The organism is Rothia nasisuis, assembly GCF_928381405.1.
GTDB classification, from domain to species: domain Bacteria; phylum Actinomycetota; class Actinomycetes; order Actinomycetales; family Micrococcaceae; genus Rothia; species Rothia nasisuis.
This window is the reverse complement of the sequence record NZ_CAKMSB010000005.1, coordinates 147,573-170,701: the sequence shown is the minus strand read 5'-3', so window position 1 is coordinate 170,701 and position 23,129 is coordinate 147,573. Positions and strand designations below refer to the sequence as shown.

Sequence of the window (23,129 nt, the reverse complement as noted above, 5' to 3'; positions counted from 1 at the left end):
TGCCCGGCGGTGGATGACTCGGTGGAAGCCGGCGTTGAATGCTTTTGCTATTGTTTTTGGTGATCGGTTGCCGCAGGTGGCTGGTCGCTAGATTGTTGTGGGTTTACACCGTTAACCTGACAGTCCCGAACTGTGACTATCTCATTGCAGGCGTGGTCTCCGATGAGATGCTAGAACTCACCAAGGGCCGCCGCCCCATTGTGCCCCTGGCTGAGCGTATGGAAATCGTCTCGCACATCGATTTTGTGGACGAGGTGCGCGCTGAGACCGTGGTTGACAAACTTGAAACGTGGGAACAGGTGCGCTTCAATACCTTCTTCAAGGGCGACGACTGGAAGGGCACTCCCCGCGGAATTGAGTTAGAACGCCGCTTCGCTGAGGTGGGTGTGCAGGTGGTCTACTTCCCCTACACGGCCCATACCTCATCAACCAAGCTACGTGCTGCCCTTGAGGCCCTCAACACTCCGGCTGCTAGCGCCGCCTAGGTCTTCAACCACAGCAAAAACGCCCCGTTTCTCTTGCTACACAGCAAGAGAAACGGGGCGTTTTGCATATATTTTTTGAATCGGGAACAAGAACCCAGAACGGGGTGTGGGAGGGGCACACAGAAACGTGCCCGCATCAACAACCCAACAATAATTTAGTAGTTAGCCTTAATGTATTCTTCGGCGCTGGTTCCCAGAACTGAGAAGACACGGCCAATCTGAGGCTCAGCAGCTGCAGCGATTTTCTTGCCCACAAGGGGAATAGAGCACTTGACTTCACCGTCAACCGTCACCTCGGTGGTTTCTCCAGCGGAGGTGAGGGTCTGGGTGGCGTTGCCGGTAACGGGGATACCCCTGACTGAAACCTCAGAGATGATGGTGCGTGAGCCGTCAGCGGCCGGGGCTGAAACACGGTCTACCTGGTTGACGGTCACGCCGTTGGAGACACCGGGTAGTTTCTTTGCTACGTCAGGGATGCGGTCAGCGGGGATTGCGCGCACGGTGGTTGTGGTGAAAGCCCCCGCGCGGTCGCCTTCCATGGTGAAAGACTCAAAGGAGACACGTACTTTCTCGCTGGCGAAGCGGGCGAAGTTCTCATCGGCGAAAGCGCGGACGACATCTTCGATGGGGGCGTTGATGGTGGTTGAGCTCTGAACTGCCATGGGGCACCTTTCTGGGAGGAATATTGCCCTGTTTATTTTACGGGGTGTTCTCAGCTCAACAAAGCCACCGGCTCACCGAGAGCGTAAACCGGAAATAATGTGGACAGCGCGGCGTAGGAAGCCTGAATTGTGGGCGGTACCTAGAGTTTTGAGCTCAACGCTGAGATTATCTGAGGCTTGGTCGCTACCGGGCACCCTGTAGGTTCCGCGAAGAGAGCCGGGGTCAGCAAGGGCTGCATCAAGCTTGTGACGCAGGTCTTCGGGGCTGGTGACAACGATGGTTTCGCCGTGGGTTTGCATCACGCGTGAAAACTCAACCTGGTGGTTGTCTACCACCTCATCGAGTTCGGCTACACGAGGTACGGCAAGGGGAATAGCTCCAACTTCGCGGGCATCGAGAATAGAGCCGGGCCCGCCCTGCACCAGAACCACCTTAGCTGCACGGTACAGTTCTAAGAGTTCGTTTCGGGGCATGCGCTCAACCGCTTCTGCGTGTTTGGGCGGGTCAGTGAATCCGTGCTGTACCAGGGCTTTGATTTGGGGTCGGTCAGCTAAATAGGTATCGACCCAGCTGATGAGACGGTCGAACTTGTGGTGATCTGTGCCCAGGGAAACCACCAAATCATAGGCAGGCACCTGCTCAGGTGACTGTGCCTTCTCTTCGCTCATGAGTATGCTCCTGACTAGAGAATATGGCCGATATTAACGGCCTCGGGGAAGGTCTTCTTCTGCTCGTCCCACTGCACCACAAAGAGGTCACTGAGAGGGTAGCACATGCGGCCTGTGAGTGTGGGCATGGTAATCCGGTCATAGGCCTCAATGAAGACGGTTTTGATTCCTAAAACCTTGGCAATGATGAAGAAAGGCACGGCTACGGCAGCACCGGTTGAGATGACGGCGTCGGGGCGTTCCTTCCGCAACACTTTCCAGGCTACCCCGACGTTACGGATGGCGTTGACGATGTTGCGCGTGGTGGGAAAGTACACCCAGTAGGTGCGCTCACCTGCCAGGGCAGCCTTGACTTCGGGGAGCTCAAAGGTAGCCCAGGCTCGGTCGTGGTTCTTCCAGAATTTATCGAGCGCAATCAGCTGGGCAAGGTGCCCGCCTGCGCTTGCTGTGAGCAAAACTTTCATGCTGTGTATCTCTATTTGCTGGTGGTTCGTCTACTTCTGGGGGGAGAGGGCCTCAAAGTAGACAGGGATGATGCGAGTGGCCTCAGAGGGGGTTAGCTCACGGAAAAGGCTGCTGGCGCTCTTAACGGAGCTCTTAGCGGTGAACGGTAGCAGGAGCACCCCGGTGTAATCGGCGGCTAGAAGCACCTTGGCGGTGGACGCAGAGTCAGAAGCCTCGATGATGACGGGTGCATTGGACTCGATATGCTTCTGCAACTCGTCCCTGCCCAGGGCATCAAAAGCCGCGGAGTCGGTGAGGGTAGGGGAGCTACCGGTGAGCGAGCCAGAAATCAGCGCGGTGAGTGACGTAGCTGCGTGCGGGGTGGGGGAGAAGATGGTGAAGCCCTTCACATCGCTCCCCGAGAGGTGTCCGTCTGCCACACCGAGACGGCGCAGGAGCTGGGCGGCGGACTCTTCTTCAGCGCCGCTAGCGATGACCGAGACCGGTGCCCCGGCGATTTCTGAGAGTCGCTCAGAGTAGCCCAGGGAGCGGTTAGTGCGGTCTGCCAGGTAGGCGACGAAGATACCGATGAGCAGGCCAACGGCTGCACCAATAAAGAGGGTCTGGGCCAGAGTGAAATTCGAGGGTTTCTTAGAGACCTGAGCTTGCGAAATGATTGTGCCGCTATCGGTGGAGGTAGCTTCAAGAGTGAGAATGGCCTGATCTACAAGCGACTTATCCATGCCTTCTGATACGGCATCTATGTTAGTGCGGGTCTCTTCACGGGAGGCCCTAATCGTGTTCGATCGGTGCGTCAGATAGGCCTGGGCTACAGTGTTGGCGATATCAGCTGACTTCTGGGGATCATCGGAGTTGACGATAATGTCTAGAACGGTGCTGTTGGAATGGCCAGCTGCGGTGACTAAGGAGTCGAGCTCAGCAACGTCCATGCTCAGCTCGTCTGCTGCTGCCTGAAGCACAACGCGGGAGCTTGCGATGGCCTCTTCGGTATCCATATCAATGGTGTTGAGTGAGGCGCGTAGACCGGTGGCACCGGAGCTAGGCTGGGTGACGTTAATAACGGCCTTAGACTCATAGGTGTGAGGAAGGGCCAGACCCACTAGAGCGCCGAGAATAGCGGCAACAAGGGTGCAGATAAGAATGGTGGTTTTGTGGCGTAGAATGCGGCGCACAGCCGCCCCCAGGGTGACGGGGGTGGTCTGCTGGTCGTTAGCTCTAGAGCGGCTGGAGCGTTCCATAGTTGTAGGTTTTCCTTCCCTAGAAGTGTAGGTGCCTAACGGCGAAGTTTACGAGTGATTGAATTGATAAGTTTTTCAAGGCCGATGGCCCGCCTGAAACGGTAAATCAATACCAGGTAGACAGGGACGACGGTGCAGAGATATATACCCAAGGCCAGTAAGGTGTAGCCCGCGAGCATCAGAATGATGACTGCCCCGACCACAGGAACTCCGGCTGCAAGGGCTATCACCGGCAGGACCTCTGTGGGGTGAGGGCGTATCCCTAGCTTGCCGTAGACCTGGGCTGTGGCTAGACCGCAGTCTGTCAGCACAGCTGCAGCCCAGGCAACGGCGGCTCCTGGCATGCCTAAGAGGGGGATCAGCGTCACGTTAAGCGTGAGTGCCACCGCTAGCGCTGAGAGCTTGTTATAGAGTTGCCAGCGGGCCCGGCCACTCATGAGCAGTACCGATTGCACGCCCCCTGCAGCCATCTGTACAAGCATGGCCGCCCCGATGATGTAGAAGAGCGGGGCTCCCTGGGTAAAGCCTGGCCCGAAGAAACTGAGGAGGACAGGACCGAAAGCCGCCAGCGTGATAAAGAAGGGCCAGCCTATCGCGATAAGGATGCGTGTGGCAGCCACAAAAATCTGGCGCGCTCTGGCTGAGTCTCCGGTGGCGATAGCAGCTGAAATATCGGGGCCTGTAACAACCCGGGCCGTGTGCTCAACCATGGCACCTACGCGTACGCAACGGTTGACCGCACCGTAGATGCCGCTGGCTGCCGGGCCCAAAAAAAGGCCAACGAGCAAGACATCAATCCATTCGAGCACAGCTTCAACAATGGCTGATACGCCACGGGCTGAGCTGAAGGCCCAGAAGCTCTTGGCAGATTCGGGCTCTGCCACGGCGCTAGGGGGAACCTGATCCACCGTCAGGTGCTTAGCCTGGCAGGTGGGCAAATCTGGCCCGGTTGGCAGATACTTACCTACCCAGAGCACCGAAATAACAAAAACTACTAGAATCGGCACGGACCAGGCGAGCGCCAGCGAAAACACGACTCCAGAGAGCCAGACGGCCAGTAGCACACCCACAATACGCAGGGTTGGTAGTAGCACTGACTGCAAGAAAGTGAACTCCACTGTGTGCCCAAGCCCGCGCAGAGCGCCGAAGCACAGGGTCATCCAGGCGGCAACGACGACGAAGGGTGCTGATACCAGGACGGCGGCGCGGACGTCCGCGTCTAGGGTGGGGGTAACCCCCGGGAGAGCCACCACCACAGCACCCACTGCCAGTACCGAGGCAATGACGGTGGCCGGGCCGAAGGCAAAACGCAATAGTTGCGGAAGCGCCGAGTAACGGCCGACGGCTCGCTGGGCGCTGACTGTGCGCACCAGGCCGGTATCAGCCCCGAACACACTCAGGGAGGTGGCGATGGCAAAGAAGGCCATGACCGAGAAGAAGGCACCGGCACCGGCCTCTCCCACCCCGTTTGAAACAATCAGGGTGGACACAAAGGCTGCTACCGAGCCGAACATGACATAGAGCGATGAAAAAGCACCGCTTTTGGCAAGGGACCTCGCCATTTAGAGCCCCTCCCCATACATGCGCGATCGCATCATGAGAGCCGCTGAAAACATGAGAACGGTCAGCTGGATAACGTCAAAGGAGTAGAAGAAGACTACAGCGAGGGCTGACACAATCACAGAGTGCACCCACATACCGGTCACCGACGCGATATTCCACGTATTGACCAGCACAGAGATGACGTACAGCAAGAAGAGCCCCAGCCCCACAAAGCCAAAGCAGAACATGAGCGCCCAGACCTGCCCCTGCGTACCCATCGACACGCCCACTGAGTCAGCCATCTTCGAGGTACCGTATCCCACCAGAGGGGAGCGTAGGGTGTACTCGAAAGTCAGGGTGTAGAGGGAGGCGCGGCCTCCCGTGGAGTCAGAAAATTCCTGACGGCCCAAAATCTCGCCCACAGCACCTGACACAAAGAGGTAGCTCACCACACCCACACCAAGCACAGCGCCGATACCGAGAGCCCGCCAGTCACCCTTGAGCAACAATCTCAAAAGCACATATGCAAATGCTGATCCCAGGCCGATGAACATACCGCGGTTAGAAGTCGCCACAGCCGGTACAAGCGATAGGACCACTGCTAGCCCCAGACCAACCTGAATCTTCTTAGAATGTACGCCTGTGATTACCGCAAACACCACAGGGGTCAGCAGAGCATAGGCCAGACCCCAAGAGTTGGCGTAGGGGAAGGGAGCCGAGGGGCGCACATAGGGAACGTCGACGCCCCAGGGCATCTGAACTTCAGCCATAGGCGGTAGCACGTAATCGCGCACCAGGTCGTTACCGAGTAGAGAACCGGGTAGCAAGAAACTCATGGGGGTGCGTAAGCGGAAATCGGGGAAGGCCAGCGCCAGGTAGCCCAGGATGACTACAGTGAACCAGATGGTGAGTAGCCCCCCGAGCATCAGGTGGTTGGGTATGCGTTCGCGAGCATTAAAGAAGTAGAGGGTGTAGATGCCCACGTTGAAGATGTTCATGTAGCGCTGCAACCACCCCAGAAGCTCTGAGGCATTCTCAAGGGAGACCGTGCAGACCAGGCCCCAAAACATGAGGGCAAACCATATCCACATGGTTGAATGAACCAGCACGCGGCGGCGCATCACCATGAGCACAATCATGAGCATAGCTAGGATTGAAGGCGCGAACTGCATGAGGCCAAAAGCCCAAATCAGCGGGAAGCCATAGAGCAGAGTCAAAATAGGCCACGCCGGAAGCGGGGCGCCCACAGTGGGAGCGACCGCTGACAAAAAGCGACTGTTCTGGCGGGTGGGAGTCAGCACTGACACGGTTACAGGCCTCTGCCGGTTTTGTTAACAGCAGCGAGCAAGGCGTCGGGGCTCAATAGTCCCAGTGCTACAGGCAGAGCAGCCCAGGCACGGAGCTGGGTGATGTCACGACGCAGGGTAGCGCGCGCATAGGCTAGGGCCAGAGAGCGGTTGCCCAGGGCCGCGTGAATAAAGGCTATCTGGCCCGAGATACGAGCCAGGCCTTTGGGGTCGTTCTCAAACTCGGGGAATTTGCGGAGCAGGTAGGTGAGGCCGTCGGCCATGTTTTGCCACTTACCGGCAAAGAAGGAGGGCCGATCCCACAAGATGAGCACGAGCGGCTTGGGAACAGAGAAGACATCGCCAAATTTGGTGGCGCGCAACAACAGGTCGTAGTCTTCACCATAGGCCGCCGGAAGGTCCTCATCAACAAGACCCACACGTCCTAACAAATCAGCCTTGCGGTAGAGCATAGCAGAGGGGTGAATCTCAGTGATACGAGAACGCAAAAAGTCTGTGAAGGAGGCCGTGGCTGGAGCCAGGCGGTCAACGTCCTTACCCCCGGTGCGCACCCGAATACCTGACGAAATAGCCACAGCCTCGGGGTGCACCTGCCAGAGCTCAAGCTGATCAGTCAGCTTGCTGGGCAACCAAAAGTCGTCGTCATCGCAGAAACCCAAAACTTCACCCCGAGCAGCTTCAATGCCGGTATTCCGGCCACCAGCTAGCCCCTGGGGGCGGGTATTGGGCAGAGTGCACAGACTGCGGTGAGCAGGCACAGGGACGTCGGTGAGCGGGTCAATCTCAACATGGTCGAACACCACGAGCACCTCAACCTCACCGGTGAAGGTCTGTTCAAAAATGGAGGTCACCGCGGTGCGTAGCAGCTCAGGGCGCTTGCCGTTGGTGGCGATGATAACGGAAACTGAAGTAGTCATGAGGTAACCGCCGGAGTTGATAGGGTAATAAATTTACGTCGCATAGACAGCAACACCGTAGCTGCGTTAGCAAGAAAGAGCAGGCCGTAGACCAGAATAAAGCCCAGGCCGGTACCCCAGAAAATGAAAATCCAGCAGAAGGTGCCGGCGTCCATGTGCAGGTTCACAAAGGAACGCATAGTACCGCCGGAGGCAGGGGCGGCGGTGCTCTTGTTGCGGCGGAGCTGTTCTGCCAAAATCTGGCTCATGAAGTGGCCGGTAACTAGCACCGTGAAAGCCAATGGCAACCACCAGAGCTGCCACCCGGTGAGCGGAAAAGCCTCAGGGTACTTAACAAAGCCCACCAGAATAGTTAGATGCTGAGCCGGGGTGCGCATGGCATCTACCACGTGATCCAACCATTCACCTGCGGGTGAGGAGGTGCCGGTGACGCGGGCCACCTGGCCGTCGGCAGAATCTAGGGCATATCCCAGGGCAAACAGCAGGGCCACGAGCAGACCCAACCAGAGGCTAGGCGGCAGGGCCACCATCAGAACCATGCCCAGCACAGATACTGAAGCGCTAGCTGCGGTCACACCATTAGGCCCCAGGCCAATCTTGACCGCAGCTGCCGCGAATACGCGTGCTACTCGGCGGTTAACCCAGCGAGTATAAGCGGGAACACCAACACCAGACTTCTGCGCTGAGTTAAGCTGAGCCAGTGTTTGCCGAAAGCCCATGCGGGCCGGTGAATGGGTACTAGTCATAAAGCGCAGATAATCCTTTTTACGTGTGTGCTGAGTGAAGTTTCCGTCAGGTAGGGTGCTGGAACATGTGGTAACCGACCCTGCCCAACCACTTCACATCGTGCTTCTGAATCTTTAATTCTAGGTGAACAGACCGCTCGGCAGTAGGTGGAAAACGATCTAAAATACTATGACTTTCACTAACTTTACCTGGTCAGGGGCATTTCCCTACCGTTTTCCGGTTCTCTGAACTGGCACCCTACCGTGCCCTCATGACACCTGTGGCCCGCACCCTATGTGGGGTGCGGGCCACACATCGGTGACATTACAGGTGCCAGCTATTTACCGGATTTATGAAGTGCGGAGCGTGGCATCCATATCAAAGGTGGAGCTCTTAGCCCTGCGGTACGAGTGAACCTCAACGGCGATGACGTTCTTGCCCTGATTCAGCTGGCTCGCAGGTACCACCACGGTAATGGGGGTGGCCTTAGCCAGAGAATAGGTGACGTCACTCTGCGCTGCCGTGTTCGCTGTGGCACCGGCCATGAGGTTGGTGCGGTTAACTTCACGACCGTTTACGTAGATAGCGATGCCGTCGTCAGCGTAGGTGGTCAGCACCAGCTCCTGGTTCGGCTGAGGAGTCAGCTCAATTTCCTTGCGGAGGAACATCGACATGGGCTGTTCAAAGTAGCTGAACTGCAGGCGGGTGGCCAGTGAAAACTCACCCCAACCAATCGAAGTCGGTGCTACGTACCACTGACGGGCAGTGTTGTAGGCGTAGTCAGTCGAGCGCCAGGTCTTATCGTAGCGATTGGTCAGGTAGAAAGCTACGTTCCACTGATCACCCGAGGAGACAATCTGCTGGTCAGCAGGCTTGACCGGTTCGGCGGGAGTCACAGGCTCAGCGGGAGCCGGGTTCTCTTCAACAACCGGGGGAGCAGGCTCCTCGGTAATCTGATCGATGGGCTTTACTGCCGGATCAACCGGGGTGGCCGGGTCAACCGGTGCCTCTGTGGTGGCGGTGGGGGTCGGCTCAGCTACCGGAGGCTCAGTGACGGGTTTTTCCGTAGTGGGTGCCGGGTTGGGCACAGGGTTGGCTACAGTAGCCACCGGGGTGGAGGCAGAGAGGTTGCCAGCAGCATCAGCTACGCGTACGAAGTAACGGGCGCCCTCGGTGGTGGGGAGCGAGTAGTTCGTCTTGGTAGTTGAGGCAACGACGCGGTTATTACGCAGAATCTGGTAGGTTACACCGCGCTCGCCTGCACCGTTCCAGGTGAGGGAATCTGTGGTGCCGTCAGTGGTAACAGCCAGGTTAGAGGCGGTCGCAGGAGCGGTAGAATCGCTCGGCGCGTAGCGGGCAAAGCCCACGGTCTGCTGGACTCCGTTGGTACCCAGAGAGCGGGTGATGTCGCCGCCTACCCAGAGGACGCCGGTGGAGTCGGTGAAGGTGGCCCACACACCGTGGCCGCGTGCACCCTGCAGAATGGGGTTGAAGGAGGGCAGAATCTCGCCGGTCTGAGAGTCGAAGGCAGCCACCAGGCGGATGGTGTTCACTCCGTTATAGGTGGGAGCTTCCCAGGGGTTATTGAAGGTGTCAGCGCCGCTGTAGATCCAGTCACCGCAGTGGCAGGCCGCGAAAAGCACACCGTTCTTGTTGAGGGAGAGATCCTGGAAGTCGCCGCCGCTCTTGGTAATAAAGGTGCTGGGGCGGTTGGCCAGGTTAGCCTTTTCGTACTGGGCCAACAGGTGCTCAGCACCGGCAGCCCAAACAGTTGAACCTGCGTCCTGAACATCGAACTGGAAGCCGTCACGGGAGGTGGGGTTGTTGGCCCGGTAAGAGAGGGTCCAGTTCCACTGCTGAGCAGCCTTGCCGTCGGTCAGGTTGAGGTAGGCCAGCTTCCAGGCGGGGTCACCGTTGAGGGTTGAGAAGTAACCAGCGATAGAGATGCCCTCGTCGCTCGCCGAAATACCGTTAACGGTGCCGTTGGTTACGGGGCGCCAGTTCCAATCGACTGAGTTGTCAGACAGGCGGAAGCGGGCGACGTTCTTGGAGTAGGCGTAGACATTTGAGGTGGAACCCTTCACGTGAGTGAAGTTGCCGCCAATGTAGACGTGACCGCCGTGTACGGTAATGGACTTGACAAAGGAAACGCCGCTGGCGCCGCGGTTAACAACGTCCCAGCCCAGGGAGGTGTCAGTGGCACCGGTGACGGGATCAAGAATCACAAAGCCCTTGGAGGGCTGCCCGTTAACCTCGGTGAACTCGCCACCTACGGCCAACTTACCGTTAGGAAGGGGAGCAATAGCCTTGACCTGGCCGTTGAGCTGGGGGGTGAAGGTGCGCACCAGCTCGCCGGTGTTGACGTCGTAACCAGCGATAAACTTCTGCTGGACCTTCTCACCGGTAGCAGCGTTTTCTACGAAGGCAAAGTCGCCGCCCGTGTATACGGTGTCACCGAGCTGGTCGATGGCCTGAACACGGGTGTTGAGCTCGCTGGTAGAGCCGGTGCCGCTTTCAGCACTGGTGCGCCAGCTAACGCGAGACGAGCGGCTAGAGGGCAGGGCGGGCTTGGTTGATTCTGCGGTGCCGGAATCAGCGATATCAGTGAGGTTAAGGTCAGCCTGAGTCAGCTTGGGGCGCACGAAAACCTGGGTGAAAGGAATGGCGTAACCAGTTGAAGAGGGAGACCACAGGTAGGAGTCTGCAGAAGTGGTTCCCTGCAGCATACGCCCGTAGGCAAAGCCAATCTTCCACTGCTGGTTGGAGCGACCGTAGAAGTTGTTGGCATAGTAGTAGTCGTTGTCATTGGAGACGCGGTTTACAGACAGCGCAGTGGTGCGATCAGCGCCCAAGGTGGGGTCATTATCGTAGCGCACGTTCTCCCAGGGGTGGTAGGCCGAGAGAGTCCAGGACCAATCCTCAATCTTGGAGCGCTGGGCGTACATGTTCTGCCAGGCAGTGCCTTCAGCGTTGCCTGCGCGGTTGAAGCGTACACCGTCCTCGAGGTCCTTCACCTTGGTGCTACCGAGCAGGGCGTCCACGGTGGTGGAGGGGAGCTGCACGGGGGAGAAGGCATCGGTGCCATCGGGGTTGGTTGCCAGGTCGCGGGGGTTACCCTTACCGGCGTAGTCCTCGCTCCAGCCCTCGCGGCCACGGCCAATCATGACCCAGCCGCCGCCGTTGGTCTCCTGGTCGCAGTAGAACTGGGCAGGAGCGTCCATCTCGTCGGTCCAAAGCCAGTAAGCACCTGATTTGGATTCGGGGTCATTCTGCTTAATCTCCCAGCAGGAGGCAGCAGCGGTTTCTGAGGAGAGGCCATTGGCAACGTAGGCTGCATTGGCGGTTGCACCGGGAAGGGTTGATACGCCCACACCGAGGGCTACCGCTCCAACGGCGATTTTAGTGATCAGTGATGGTTTTTTCATAGGTCTTTAGCAATCTGCGTTGTTCGGGAAGTCATGGGAGGCGATCTTCCACGTCCCGTTGTCTTCAATCAGAGTAAAAATGTTGAGCGAGCGAGGGGTCTGGTTCGAGCTCATGGTGTTACCGGCGGCATCCACCACCTTCACCTGGGAGGAGTCCAAGCAGACCTCCATGATTTTGGCGGCCTGGCCCTTGTATTCTCCCTCGGCTACGCGGGGTGAACCTACCACAGTGGAGCTACCCTCTACATGCCAGCCCGAGAGGGCGTATTCGGTGGCTGTAGCCAGGTACTGGTCTAGGGCACTATCGATGGCTGCTTCTTCGAGCTTGGCAGTAGTTTCAGCCGAGACATACTGTTCAGAAGCTACCTGCTCCTGGGCCTGTATGTTTTCGGTGTCGCTCACTACGTCTTCGCCGGTGTTACCTGTGGTGGGGGTCGTAACGGGCTCTATGTTGGCCAGAGCGCCCTGGATATCGGTGTAAAGCTGCTCGGTGGTCTTGACCTCTTCGGAATTTGCATCGACCTCGTTGGCCTTGGCTAATGCCTCTGAGCCTGAGAAGTTCTCGGCCGGAGCTTCACCGGTGCTGTCGGTGGCCGTTGCGCTTGCTGAAGCAGACTCGTGTGCAGTTTGACTGGCTGATGCGCTGGCTGATGTCGATTCACTTGCTGCCTGATCCGGAGCGGTGCTGTTGGAACCGCCGCAGGCGGTTAAGGCCAGGCTGCCTGTGGCAAAAAACACAAGGACGCCTGTGCGCGTCTTGCGCGCGCCGGGCGAAAAAGACAGGGGTATCCCTAATATGTTCATTCAGTCCCTCTGGGGTTATGGTGCGTAGATAGTTGATGGGCCCCCGGGCGCTCCGTGCGAAAAGGAGGTGTTGTAGCCCGAGCTCGTCAACCACTTATCATCATACTACCTGGCGGAGGTGTTTGGGTGTATCTTTTGAAATGCAAAACACAATATTACTCATCGGTAACTTACTGAGGATAAATAATTATTCTCAATTTTTTATTACCTCCCTATCCCATCTGTATTTACGCTGACGCTGGAGCCGGTTGGTTAAGGCGAGAGTGAATCCTTCACCCAGCTCAGGGCCCCTGTGCGATAATGGGGAACGCACTCACCGGCCCAATCAATACGGAGTACCCATGTCTTTGCGGGGTCTATCAGCTGCCCTAGCCACCGAACCCAGCTACACTGCCATGACGGAACAGGCGGCGGCTGCCCCTGCTACCCGCATCGACGAATTTCTCATCGGTAGCCCCGATGGAGCCCGTCCCTTTATTCTGGCAGGTCTCGCTGAACAGCTTGCCCGCCATGATTCGGAGCAGGTGCGCCCGGTCGTCCTTGCCGTGACCGCGACTGACCGTGAAGCCGAAGACACCGTGACCGCCCTGACTGCCCTCCTTGAACCCGGTGAAGCAGTGCTTTTCCCTGCCTGGGAAACCCTGCCGCACGAGCGTCTCTCACCGCGCAGTGACACCGTGGGTGCACGCCTGGCTGTGCTGCGCTCCCTGGCTGGGGGAGGGGCTCAGGCTCCGCGCATCGTGGTCGCCCCCATCCGATCGGTACTGCAACCACTGGTTGCAGGCCTCGAAAAGCTACGGCCGGTTCACCTGAGCGCGGGCTCTGAAACTAATTTTGACGGGGTTATCAAAGCCCTGGTGGCAGCTGCCTACTCCCGCGTTGACCTGGTCTCTAAACGCGGAGAGTTTGCTGTACGTGGTGGCATCATCGATATCTTTCCCCCCACGGCGGCCCACCCCGCCCGCGTTGAATTCTTCGGCGACGAGGTCGAAAACATCCGCTGGTTCTCTGTAGCTGACCAGCGTACCTTACCCAGCGGTGACCACCCCACCGAGCTGACCGCCCCACCCTGCCGCGAACTCCTTATCACCCCTGAGGTCATGAGTAAGGCAGCCCGCCTCAAGGGCTCCTTCCCCGGCGCTGCTGCCATGCTTGAAAAGATTGCAGGAGGTATCTACGTTGAGGGCATGGAATCGTTGATTCCGCTCCTGGTGGACGACATGGTGACCCTACTCAACCACCTGCCTGCAGGCTCCCTGCCTATCATCTTTGAACCCGAGCGCGTGCGTTCCCGTGCAGCCGACCTGGTAGCTACCAACGAAGAATTCCTGCTAGCTGCCTGGGATTCGGTCACAGATAGTTCGGACGCCCCCATCGACCTCGGCGGCACCGGCCCCGCCGGTCTGGGCGCCGGTAGCTTCCGCACCATCGCTGCCGTGCGCGAGGAGGCCCTGGCCCGTGGCTTTGGCTGGTGGGCCCTGACCGCCCTGGGGGTGGACGATGCTATTGACGACGGTATCGACTCCGTCCGGCTGGCTGCCCGCGACCCCCACACCTACGCCGGCAACGTCTCTGAGTTGCTCACCGAGGTGGGTAGAAAGGTTAAGGAAGGCTGGCGCATCACCGTAGTCACAGATGGTCCCGGCCCGTTGGCCCGTCTGCTTGATCTCTTTCAAGAAGCCCAGATACCTGCCACCCGCGTTGACGACCTCACCGACCCGCCGGAGCCCGGCATCATCGAAATGACCACCGCTTCACTGGGCCGTGGCTTTATGATGGACGCCGAGCGCCTGGGGTTGCTGACCGAGGCTGATATTCTGGGGCGCACCAGCCCGTACACCACCCGAGATTTACGCAGCGGCAAGCTACCGGTTCGTCGCCGCAAGAATGCCGTGGACCCTATGAGCCTGACCGCTGGTGACTATGTAGTGCATGAGCAGCACGGTATCGGCCAGTTTGTTGAGCTCATCCAGCGGCCTATCGCCGGGGCTACCATCACCCCGGGGGAGCCCAAGCCCATGAAGGAGTACCTGGTCCTTGAGTACGCGCCCTCAAAGCGCGGCGGGCCTAAGGACCGTCTCTTCGTGCCTTCAGACCAGCTTGACCTGGTCTCAAACTACGTGGGCGGCGACGCCCCTGCGCTCTCGAAGATGGGTGGCTCCGACTGGGCCAAAACTAAATCCAGGGCCCGCAAGGCTGTTAAAGAAATTGCCGCTGACCTCATCAAGCTATACTCAGCCCGCCAGGCCTCACGCGGCCACGCCTTTGGCCCAGACACCCCCTGGCAGCGGGAACTTGAAGAGGCCTTCCCCTACAACGAGACCCCCGACCAGCTGGTTGCCATCAACGAGGTCAAGGCAGACATGGAACGTGAAATCCCCATGGATCGCCTCATCTCGGGTGATGTTGGCTACGGCAAAACAGAAATTGCCGTACGCGCTGCCTTCAAAGCTGTACAGGACGGCAAACAGGTGGCTGTACTCGTCCCCACCACCCTGCTGGCCCAGCAACACTACGAGACCTTCTCTGAACGCTTCTCGGGCTTCCCCGTTTCTATGAGGGTGCTCTCACGCTTTCAGAAAGCCAAGGAATCCGCCGAAATTATGGAAGGCATTAAGAACGGTTCGGTAGACGTGGTGGTGGGTACTCACCGTATTCTCTCGGAAACCGTGGACTGGAAGGACCTAGGGCTGGTCATTATCGACGAGGAACAGCGCTTTGGCGTGGAGCACAAGGAAAAGCTTAAGACCATGCGCACCAACGTGGACGTGCTGGCTATGAGCGCCACCCCCATCCCGCGTACCCTGGAAATGTCTCTGACCGGTATTCGCGAGACGTCCACCCTGGCCACCCCTCCTGAGGAACGCCACCCCGTGCTCACCTTCGTCGGGCCCCGTACCGACAAGCAGATTACCGCCGCCATCCGCCGCGAACTCATGCGCGAGGGCCAGGTCTTTGTGGTACACAACCGCGTCTCGACCATTGAAGAGACTGCCAACGAGATTCAGAAGCAGGTGCCCGAGGCCCGTATCGCTGTGGCTCACGGACGCATGAGCGAGTCTCGCCTGGAGAAAATTATTGTTGACTTTTGGGAACGCAAGTTCGATGTACTGGTCTCCACTACCATCGTTGAGACCGGTCTGGACATCTCGAATGCCAACACCCTGATTGTGGATCAGGCTCAGAATTACGGCCTGTCGCAGCTTCACCAGCTGCGCGGGCGTGTAGGGCGGGGTCGCGAGCGCGCCTACGCCTACTTTCTTTACCCACCCGAAAAGATGCTGACCGAGGTAGCCCATGAGCGCCTTAAGGCTGTGGCGACTCACAATGAGTTGGGTGCCGGTATGCGCCTGGCGATGAAGGACCTGGAGATTCGCGGTGCAGGTAATCTGCTGGGCGGGGAGCAGTCTGGCCATATTGCCGGTGTGGGCTTTGACCTGTATCTGCGGCTGGTGGGTGAGGCGGTGGCTCACTTTGCCCACGGTGAGAAGGGCGAGGTGCCTGCCGAAATTAAGGTGGATCTACCGGTCAATGCCCACATGCCTCACGACTACGTGGCATCTGAGCGCCTGCGCTTATCTGCCTACCGGCAGATAGCTCAGGCCCAGAGTGCAGATGAGCTGGCGGAGGCCCGTGAGGAACTGGTTGACCGCTACGGCACCCCGCCTGCCCCGGTGGAAAATCTTTTCAAGGTTGCGGCTCTGCGCCATCGCGCCCGTGCGGTGGGCCTGACCGAGATTGTGGCTGTGGGCCCCAAGATGCGCTTCTTCCCGGTCAACGATTTGCCGGAGTCGCGTCAGATGCGTCTGACGCGCATGTACCCCGGTGCCCTCTATCGGCAGGTCCCGGGCACAGAGAACTGGCAAATCCTGGTGCCCCGCCCCAAGACGTCCGCGGTCGGGGGCAAGGACCTGGTTGATGATGCCATCGTGGACTGGACCGAGCAGTTTATTCATGCCATCTTTGAGGCTGGCGTCGCCGCTTCTTAACAAGCACCCTATGGGTTGGAGCTCTACTTGAGGTAGAGGTCAGTGCCGTCTGAGCGGGTGCGCTCGTTGGTCTTCGAGGGAAGAATCCACAGCGGAACCAGAAAGGTGATGCCGTACAGTACTACAGCTACGGTCCACCAAATCCAGCCACCCTCGGGATAGGTACCCAGGGCGTAGAAGCAGGCAAACAGCAGGGCAATACAAAAGATGGTCAGAGCAATGTTTGAGCCCAGCTCCTTGGTGCCTGAATACTGGGGGGCACCGCTACGGGCTGGGGCACCCGACTCCATGCCGAGAGACTCGACGTTGGAGCGTTTCTCGGCCTCTGCTTGGGCGTTGGTCTTAGCCATAGATGGGTCCTTTTCGTGTGTGTACTTTATTAGACAGTATAAGCTGTGGGGCTCAGCTTCGCACGGTCTATCACCTATATGACCTGTTAGTAGCCGCTCTGAGCTGTTTGGCCTGCACCGATAATCGCAATACCTTGAGAGGCGCCAATACGGGTTGCACCGGCATCAATCATAGCCAGAGCCTCTTCGCGGGTGCGCACACCTCCGGAGGCTTTCACCCCGACGGTGGGGCCAACGGCTGCTCGCATGAGGGCGATATCTTCAACGGTTGCACCGGCGGAGGAGTAGCCGGTGGAGGTCTTGACGAAGTCGGCACCTGCTTCAACGGAGGCCTGGCAGGCCAGTACCTTTTGGTCGTCGGTCAGCTCGGAGGTCTCAAGGATTACCTTGAGAAGGGCACCCCCGGCGTGGACGGCATCTGCCACGGCCCTGATGTCTGTGACCAGGGCGTCCTTTTTCTCTGCGCGGGCGTCCGCGATATTGATGACCATATCAACTTCGCGGGCCCCGGCCTCAACGGCGGTCTTAGCCTCGAAGGCCTTGACTACGGTGGCAGATGCGCCGAAAGGGAAGCCGACTACCACACAGGGCACAGGTTTCGAATCGGCAAGTTCCTCTGCCAGTACCGGCGCCCAGACAGGGTTAGCACAGACGGACGCAAAGCCGTACTGCCTGGCCTCGTGACACAGACGGCGAACGTCTGCCTCAGATGCGGTGGGGGCTAGGATGGTGTGATCAATCAGGGCGGCCAGTTCAGCCTGAGAAAGTTCAGCAGTCATTATTCTCCTTTGGGGCACGGGGACGGCGGGTGTTAGAGACCCAGGGCGGCCTTCATATCTTCTTTGAGGAGGGCAAGCTTGGTGGCTGCAATTGCGCGGGCATCAGCCACTGAGCTACTTACCGGGACGAGGACCTCCAGGTAGCACTTGAGCTTAGGCTCGGTGCCGGAGGGGCGCACAATCACACGTGAGGAATCTTCGGTGTAGTAGCGCATGCCGTCGGTTGGAGGTAGAGTCTCGGTGCCCTCGGTGAGGTCTTCGACCGAGGTAACGGGGGATTCTGCCAGCTCGGTCGGTGCATTGGTGCGTAGCCTCTTCATCATAGCCGGGATCTCAGTCAGGTCAGAGACGCGCACTGAGAGCTGGTCGGTAGCATAGAGGCCGTGTTCGGCGGCAAGCTCATCGAGCAGGGCGGGCAGGGAGGAGCCAGCGTCCTTGAGTTCCTGCGCATAAGCTGCCATGACCAGGGCCGCAGAGATACCGTCCTTATCACGCACCTGGGAGTGGTCAACGCAATAGCCGAGGGCCTCTTCGTAGCCGAAGGTCAGGTTCTGCACGCGGGCAATCCACTTGAAACCGGTGAGGGTTTCTAGGTGCTTGACCCCTGCGGCGCGGGCGATGGCCCCTGCGGCGCGGGAAGACACAATTGAGTTGGCGAAGGTGGCTTCAGCCGGGTTTTCTACGGACGCCAGTGCGCGGGTTGCTAGAATTGCGCCGGCCTCGTCGCCACGCAGCATGGCCCAGGTGCCGTCACGCTTGACCGCAAAGGCTGCGCGGTCGGCATCCGGGTCATTGGCGATAATTAGATCTGCGCCAATCTTCTCTGCCAGGTCTATAGCCAAATCAAGAGCGCCGGGCTCTTCGGGGTTGGGGAAGGCAACGGTAGAGAAATTAGGGTCGGGCTCGGCCTGCTCGGGCACCAGAGTGACGTTGGTGAACCCGGCCTTACGCAGAGTGGTTTCAGCGGTCTTACCGCCCACACCGTGCATGGGAGTCAGCACGATTGAGAGGTCGCGTTCTTTTGTCTCTACGAGCGGGATGACTCGTGCGATATAGTCGTCCGCTACGGTCTCGGGCAGAATATTCCAGCCGTCCGCTGCCAGTACCGGGGTCTGAACGGCGGCAATGGCGGCGGCAATGTCACCGTCGTAGGGAGGGATAATCTGGGCACCGCGAGCTCCGGGGTCAACAGCGGAACCACCCAGGTAGACCTTGTAACCGTTATCGTTGGGCGGGTTGTGGCTGGCGGTGACCATCACACCGATTTCTGCGCCGTATTCACGGGTGGCCCAGGCCGTCACGGGGGTGGGAAGGGCAGACGGCATGAGGTGAACCTCGATACCGGCGGCAGTAAAAATTGCGGCTGTGTCGAGGGCAAAAATATCGGAGTTTTTGCGTGCGTCAAAGCCTACTACAGCAGAAATCTTTTCCCAGCCCTCAGCCTGCGCGCGCCCGGTAGCGTAGTTAGCCAGCCCCTGGGCGGCGCGTTGAACTACCACACGGTTCATGCGCATGGGCCCGGCACCTAGCTCTGCGCGCAGGCCAGCGGTGCCGAACTGAAGGGTTCCCGAGAAGCGGTCGATCAGATCAGCGGTCGCGGCCTGGTCGCCTGCCTCAACCTGAGCGATGATGCTCTCAAGCTGGGCTTTGGTTTCTGTATCGGGGTCGATAGCGGCCCAGGTGCGGGCTTGCTCAAGGAGTTGCTGAGTATCGAGTGACATGGTCTTTCCTTGTCCTTAGAGGGCCGCGATAATGTCTGCGAGCAGGCGGGAGATACGGGGGCCAGCGGCCTGACCGGCTTCAATCACTTCGGTGTGAGAGAGCGGGGTCTCCTGAATACCAGCGGCCAGATTGGTGACCAGCGAGATACCAAAGACCTCCAGGCCGGCGGCGCGGGCGGCAATAGCCTCAAGCGCCGTGGACATACCCACCAAATCAGCGCCGAGCGCACCGGCCATCTTCACCTCTGCGGGAGTCTCGTAGTGGGGCCCCGGGAACTGCATGTACACGCCCTCTTGCAGAGAGGGGTCAATACTGCGGGCAATCTGGCGGATTCGCGGTGAATATACATCGGTTAGATCGACGAAGTGGGCACCGGCCAGGGGGGAGGTTGTGGTGAAGTTGATGTGATCAGAAATCAGTACCGGCTCACCAGCGGAATAGGCAGGATTGAGACCCCCGCAGCCGTTGGTCAGAATCATGGTGCTGGCCCCGGTAGCTGCCGCCACCCGCACCCCGTGCACCACTGCGTCCACACCCCTGCCCTCGTACAGGTGAGTACGGGAGCCAAGCACCAGAGCCCGCCTCCCGTTTTCTGTCAGAATTGAGGTCAGAGTGCCGGGGTGGCCGGCCACAGCGGCCCTGTGAAAGCCCGGAACCTCATCTGCGGCAAGTACATGGGTTGCCTCACCAATCAGCGACGCGGCAGCACCCCAACCCGAGCCCAGCGTCAGCGCCAGGTCGTGTCTTTCAGCACCGGTCTTCTCGGCAATAAACTCGGCTGCTTCCCGAGCCTGCACCATTGCAGGGTAGGCGGGGTCAGCGGTAGAAATATTAGATTCATTCAACACACCTCTACGGTACCAAAAGTCAGGGCATCGCCCCACCGCTAAACATGCTCCCCTCCCCGGAGATTTGCACCGGGCTACTGACAGGCAGAAAGAGACGCAAGTTGAGCCAGACTGCGATGTGCGACACAATGTTCTTGTGACTCTAAAAACTGACAATGCTTCGCACAAAATCGTTATTTTGGGCGGCGGCCCTGGCGGCTATGAGGCCGCGCTGGTAGCAGCTAGCCACGGTGCTGACGTGACCCTCGTCGAAGAGAAGGGCATGGGCGGCTCCGCCGTGCTCACTGACGTCGTGCCCTCCAAAACCCTGATTACCTCAGCAGAGGCCCGCAACCGCTTCGGCAAGGCCCAAGACCTAGCTATATCGGTAGGGGACGACGCTGACCCGCCCCAGATTACGGTTGACCTGGCCAAGGTCAATGCCCGCCTGCTAGACCTAGCCCAGCAGCAGTCCCAAGACATCAAGCGAACCCTAGAACGCAAGGGGGTCAAGATCATTGACGGGCGCGGTCGACTTAAGGACCGCCACACGGTTGAGGTTACCGACTCAACCGGACTCACCTATGAGCTGACCACAGATTTCATTATTCTGGCTGTTGGTGCCCACCCCCGTGAGTTACCCACTGCCCAGCCAGACGGTAAGCGCATTCTTAACTGGACTCAGCTCTATACGCTCGAAGAGCTCCCTCAGGATCTCATTGTGGTGGGCTCTGGCGTCACCGGAGCCGAATTCGCCTCAGCCTACAACGGTTTGGGCTCGCGCGTTACCCTCATCTCCTCACGAGACCGGGTGCTCCCGGGCGAGGACGAGGACGCCGCCACCGTCCTTGAAAACGTCTTTGAGCGCAAGGGCCTGCGCGTGATGCCGCGCTCGCGGGCTGATGCTGCCTGCTATAACGAGTCGGGTGACGGTGTGATTGTAACCTTGGGTGACGGGCGTAAGGTCTCCGGTTCGCATGTGCTCATTGCGGTGGGCTCTATTCCTAACACCGAAAACCTGGGGCTTGAGGCTGTGGGAGTTGAGGTTGGAGAGTCTGGCCATATCACTGTGGACCGTGTCTCGCGCACCAACATACCCAATATCTACGCAGCCGGTGACTGCACCGGCGTGTACCCCCTGGCTTCGGTCGCGGCCATGCAGGGTCGTGTTGCGGTTTCGCACATGTTAGGTGATATCGTCAGGCCTTTGCGCACCCATCAGGTTGCGGCCAATATTTTTACCGCCCCCGAAATCGCAACCGTAGGGGTCTCCCAGGCTGAGATTGAATCTGGCCAGTACCAGGCTGACATGGTGATGCTACCGCTTGCCACTAATCCCCGGGCTAAGATGATGGCTGTTGAGGACGGCTTTATCAAGATTTTTGCCCGCAAGCACTCCGGCACCGTTATCGGCGGTGTGGTGGTGGGCCCCCGGGCCTCAGAGCTCATCTTTCCTCTCTCCCTGGCCGTTGATAAGAAGCTACACGTTGATGACATCGCAGAAACATTCACGGTCTACCCCTCACTGACCGGGTCCATCTCAGAAGCGGCCCGCCAACTGCACACCATGCAGTAGGGCATAAGATAGTTACAAGAAAAACCGCCCGTTCTTCACTATGAGGAACGGGCGGTTTTTGATGATGCCTCTGTTCTAGCAGTATTGGAGGCGCTTCTGCTTGAGCTATACGGAGGTTTACCCTACTTGGCGCGGGCCATGGTGGTTAGATCTACGTCGCGGGTTTCGTGGGTGATGGCCATGAAAATTAAAGTCAACAGGGCCGCACCGGCCAGATAGAGGCCAACCGCACCGACACCGCCGTTAGCGTTCAGCCAGACCGCAGCGTAGGGGGTCAGTGCAGCACCCAGAATGGAGGAGACGTTGTAGCTAATACCGCTGGCGGTGTATCGCACGTTGGTGGGGAAGAGCTCGGGCAGGTAGGCGCTCATAGAGCCGAAGGTGAGACCCATCAGGGTCATGCCGATAGCCATAAAGAGCACGATGCGGCCGGTGTTGGCCTCAGCACCTGTGCCCACCACCGAGGGATTCATGAGGAAGCCGAAGGAAAGACCGAAGATGATAATAGCTCCGGTGATGACCAGCTGGGAGGAGCGGCGCCCGTACTTATCGGCTAGCCAGCCCGAGACCGGGACCATGGCTGCGAAGAAAAGGATGGTGATGATCTGAATCAGCAGGAACTCGCGGTAGGCGATGCCCAGGCCGCCTTCTTCGACTTTGCCAATGCCGAAGGAGAGGATCCAGGCGGTCATGAGATAGAAGAGCACGTAGGTGGCCAGCATAATGAAGGTGCCCTGAATCATGGGCCACCAGGCCACCTTGAAGGCCTCAGCCAGGGGGGTCTTGACCTTCTCGTCCTTGGCAAGGGCCTGCTTGAAGACCGGGGTCTCTTCGAGCTTGAAGCGCACATAGAGGCCCACCAGAACCATCACGACGGAGGCGATGAAGGGGATGCGCCAGCCCCAGACCAGGAAATCGTGGTCAATGGTGTCACCTGCAGCCAGGGAGGTGAAGCCCATGGCGACGGTGAGCAGCAGCATAAAGCCGTTGGCCAGGATGAAGCCGAACGGAGCGCCCAGCTGGGGCCACATGGCAGCGCGGGCGCGTTTGCCTTCCTCAGCATACTCGGTTGCGAGTAGCGCTGCGCCCGACCATTCGCCGCCCAGGCCCAGACCCTGGCAGAAACGTAAGATGGTCAGCATGATAGGTGCCCACAGACCAATCTGGTAGTAGGTGGGCAGAAGGCCAATGAGGAAGGTGGCGATACCCATGGTAAGTAGTGCACCGACTAGGGTGGCCTTGCGGCCGATCTTGTCACCGAAGTGGCCGAAGACTACGGAGCCGATGGGGCGGGCGATAAAGGCAGCGCCAAAGGTCGCCATGGAAGCTAGCAGCTTTGCGGTTTCATCTTCGCCGGTGAAGAAGAGGGCAGGAAAGACAGCTACGGCTGCGGTGGCGTAGATGTAAAAGTCGTAGAATTCGATGGTGGTGCCGATGAGCGATGCCAGGATGACGCGGCTGCGCGGCACGGTCGGCTGCGCGGCAGAGCTGGCCGAGGTAGCAGTTGAGGGGTTCACAATACTTCTTCCAGGTTGAGTGAATGTGGTGTGTATTCACTGTAAAACTGGTGTTCCCTATAGTGAACTCACATTCCATTATATGAGCAAAAGACGTGTAAGGGCGGGGTATCACCCCGCCCTTACAGC

18 protein-coding genes are annotated in these 23,129 nt (G+C 58.9%); 3 read left to right on the top strand and 15 right to left on the bottom strand.

From position 1 onward, the window contains the following. Positions 1-95: 95 nt before the first annotated feature. Positions 96-485 carry an FAD synthase family protein gene (locus L6966_RS06325; protein ID WP_237233094.1) on the top strand — a complete coding sequence of 130 codons (390 nt, stop codon included), beginning with the start codon at positions 96-98 and terminating at the stop codon, positions 483-485. Positions 486-640: 155 nt separating this feature from the next. On the opposite strand, the gene L6966_RS06320 is transcribed toward L6966_RS06325, so the two are convergent. The 10 genes from L6966_RS06320 to L6966_RS06275 form a co-directional block, all read right to left on the bottom strand. Next, on the bottom strand, positions 641-1,147 hold the full coding sequence (locus tag L6966_RS06320) for a DUF2505 domain-containing protein (protein ID WP_237233093.1): 507 nt from the start codon (positions 1,145-1,147) through the stop codon (positions 641-643). Positions 1,148-1,219: 72 nt separating this feature from the next. After that, positions 1,220-1,816 (bottom strand): glycosyltransferase, encoded by a 597-nt coding sequence (locus L6966_RS06315; RefSeq protein ID WP_237233092.1) that lies wholly within the window; start codon positions 1,814-1,816, stop codon positions 1,220-1,222. A 14-nt stretch (positions 1,817-1,830) separates the two neighbouring features. After that, complete coding sequence (gene pssD, locus L6966_RS06310; protein WP_083093363.1) at positions 1,831-2,280, bottom strand: PssD/Cps14F family polysaccharide biosynthesis glycosyltransferase; 450 nt, start codon at positions 2,278-2,280, stop codon at positions 1,831-1,833. 30 nt (positions 2,281-2,310) lie between these two features. Then, on the bottom strand, positions 2,311-3,519 hold the full coding sequence (locus tag L6966_RS06305; protein WP_083093365.1) for a YveK family protein: 1,209 nt from the start codon (positions 3,517-3,519) through the stop codon (positions 2,311-2,313). A gap of 35 nt (positions 3,520-3,554) precedes the next feature. Next, positions 3,555-5,081: an oligosaccharide flippase family protein gene (locus tag L6966_RS06300; protein WP_237224137.1), complete on the bottom strand. Its 1,527-nt coding sequence runs from the start codon at positions 5,079-5,081 to the stop codon at positions 3,555-3,557. Beyond that, the gene (locus L6966_RS06295) at positions 5,082-6,368 is read right to left on the bottom strand and encodes an O-antigen ligase family protein (RefSeq protein ID WP_237233091.1); all 1,287 of its coding nucleotides are present in this window, start codon (positions 6,366-6,368) and stop codon (positions 5,082-5,084) included. Positions 6,369-6,370: 2 nt separating this feature from the next. Then, positions 6,371-7,285, bottom strand: a complete 915-nt coding sequence (locus L6966_RS06290) for a glycosyltransferase family 2 protein (RefSeq protein WP_237233090.1) — start codon at positions 7,283-7,285, stop codon at positions 6,371-6,373. Beyond that, complete coding sequence (locus L6966_RS06285) at positions 7,282-8,031, bottom strand: CDP-alcohol phosphatidyltransferase family protein (protein ID WP_237224140.1); 750 nt, start codon at positions 8,029-8,031, stop codon at positions 7,282-7,284. Before L6966_RS06285 ends, L6966_RS06290 begins: the two co-directional genes overlap by 4 nt. A gap of 330 nt (positions 8,032-8,361) precedes the next feature. Next, complete coding sequence (locus L6966_RS06280; protein WP_237233089.1) at positions 8,362-11,436, bottom strand: fibrinogen-like YCDxxxxGGGW domain-containing protein; 3,075 nt, start codon at positions 11,434-11,436, stop codon at positions 8,362-8,364. Positions 11,437-11,442: 6 nt separating this feature from the next. Further along, a complete protein-coding gene (locus L6966_RS06275) occupies positions 11,443-12,240 on the bottom strand; it encodes a hypothetical protein (RefSeq protein WP_237233088.1) in 798 nt (265 codons plus the stop codon). 341 nt (positions 12,241-12,581) lie between these two features. Here L6966_RS06275 and mfd point away from each other — a divergent pair, with 341 nt between their 5' ends. After that, the gene (gene mfd, locus L6966_RS06270) at positions 12,582-16,229 is read left to right on the top strand and encodes a transcription-repair coupling factor (protein WP_237233087.1); all 3,648 of its coding nucleotides are present in this window, start codon (positions 12,582-12,584) and stop codon (positions 16,227-16,229) included. A gap of 23 nt (positions 16,230-16,252) precedes the next feature. Here the strand turns inward: mfd and L6966_RS06265 are convergent, their stop codons facing one another. From L6966_RS06265 to L6966_RS06250, 4 genes are all read right to left on the bottom strand, one after another. Then, the gene (locus tag L6966_RS06265) at positions 16,253-16,579 is read right to left on the bottom strand and encodes a hypothetical protein (protein ID WP_083093377.1); all 327 of its coding nucleotides are present in this window, start codon (positions 16,577-16,579) and stop codon (positions 16,253-16,255) included. An 86-nt stretch (positions 16,580-16,665) separates the two neighbouring features. Continuing rightward, positions 16,666-17,358: a deoxyribose-phosphate aldolase gene (gene deoC, locus L6966_RS06260; protein ID WP_083093379.1), complete on the bottom strand. Its 693-nt coding sequence runs from the start codon at positions 17,356-17,358 to the stop codon at positions 16,666-16,668. 32 nt (positions 17,359-17,390) lie between these two features. Continuing rightward, positions 17,391-19,079 (bottom strand): phospho-sugar mutase, encoded by a 1,689-nt coding sequence (locus tag L6966_RS06255; protein WP_237233086.1) that lies wholly within the window; start codon positions 19,077-19,079, stop codon positions 17,391-17,393. Positions 19,080-19,094: 15 nt separating this feature from the next. Next, positions 19,095-19,880 carry a purine-nucleoside phosphorylase gene (locus tag L6966_RS06250; RefSeq protein WP_237233097.1) on the bottom strand — a complete coding sequence of 262 codons (786 nt, stop codon included), beginning with the start codon at positions 19,878-19,880 and terminating at the stop codon, positions 19,095-19,097. Between the two features lie 184 nt (positions 19,881-20,064). On the opposite strand from L6966_RS06250, the gene L6966_RS06245 reads away from it, so the two are divergent. Next, entirely contained in the window at positions 20,065-21,483 is a 1,419-nt protein-coding gene (locus L6966_RS06245; RefSeq protein ID WP_083093624.1) for an NAD(P)H-quinone dehydrogenase, read from the top strand. Positions 21,484-21,605: 122 nt separating this feature from the next. On the opposite strand, the gene L6966_RS06240 is transcribed toward L6966_RS06245, so the two are convergent. Further along, complete coding sequence (locus tag L6966_RS06240) at positions 21,606-23,000, bottom strand: MFS transporter (protein WP_143539227.1); 1,395 nt, start codon at positions 22,998-23,000, stop codon at positions 21,606-21,608. Positions 23,001-23,129 lie beyond the last annotated feature (129 nt).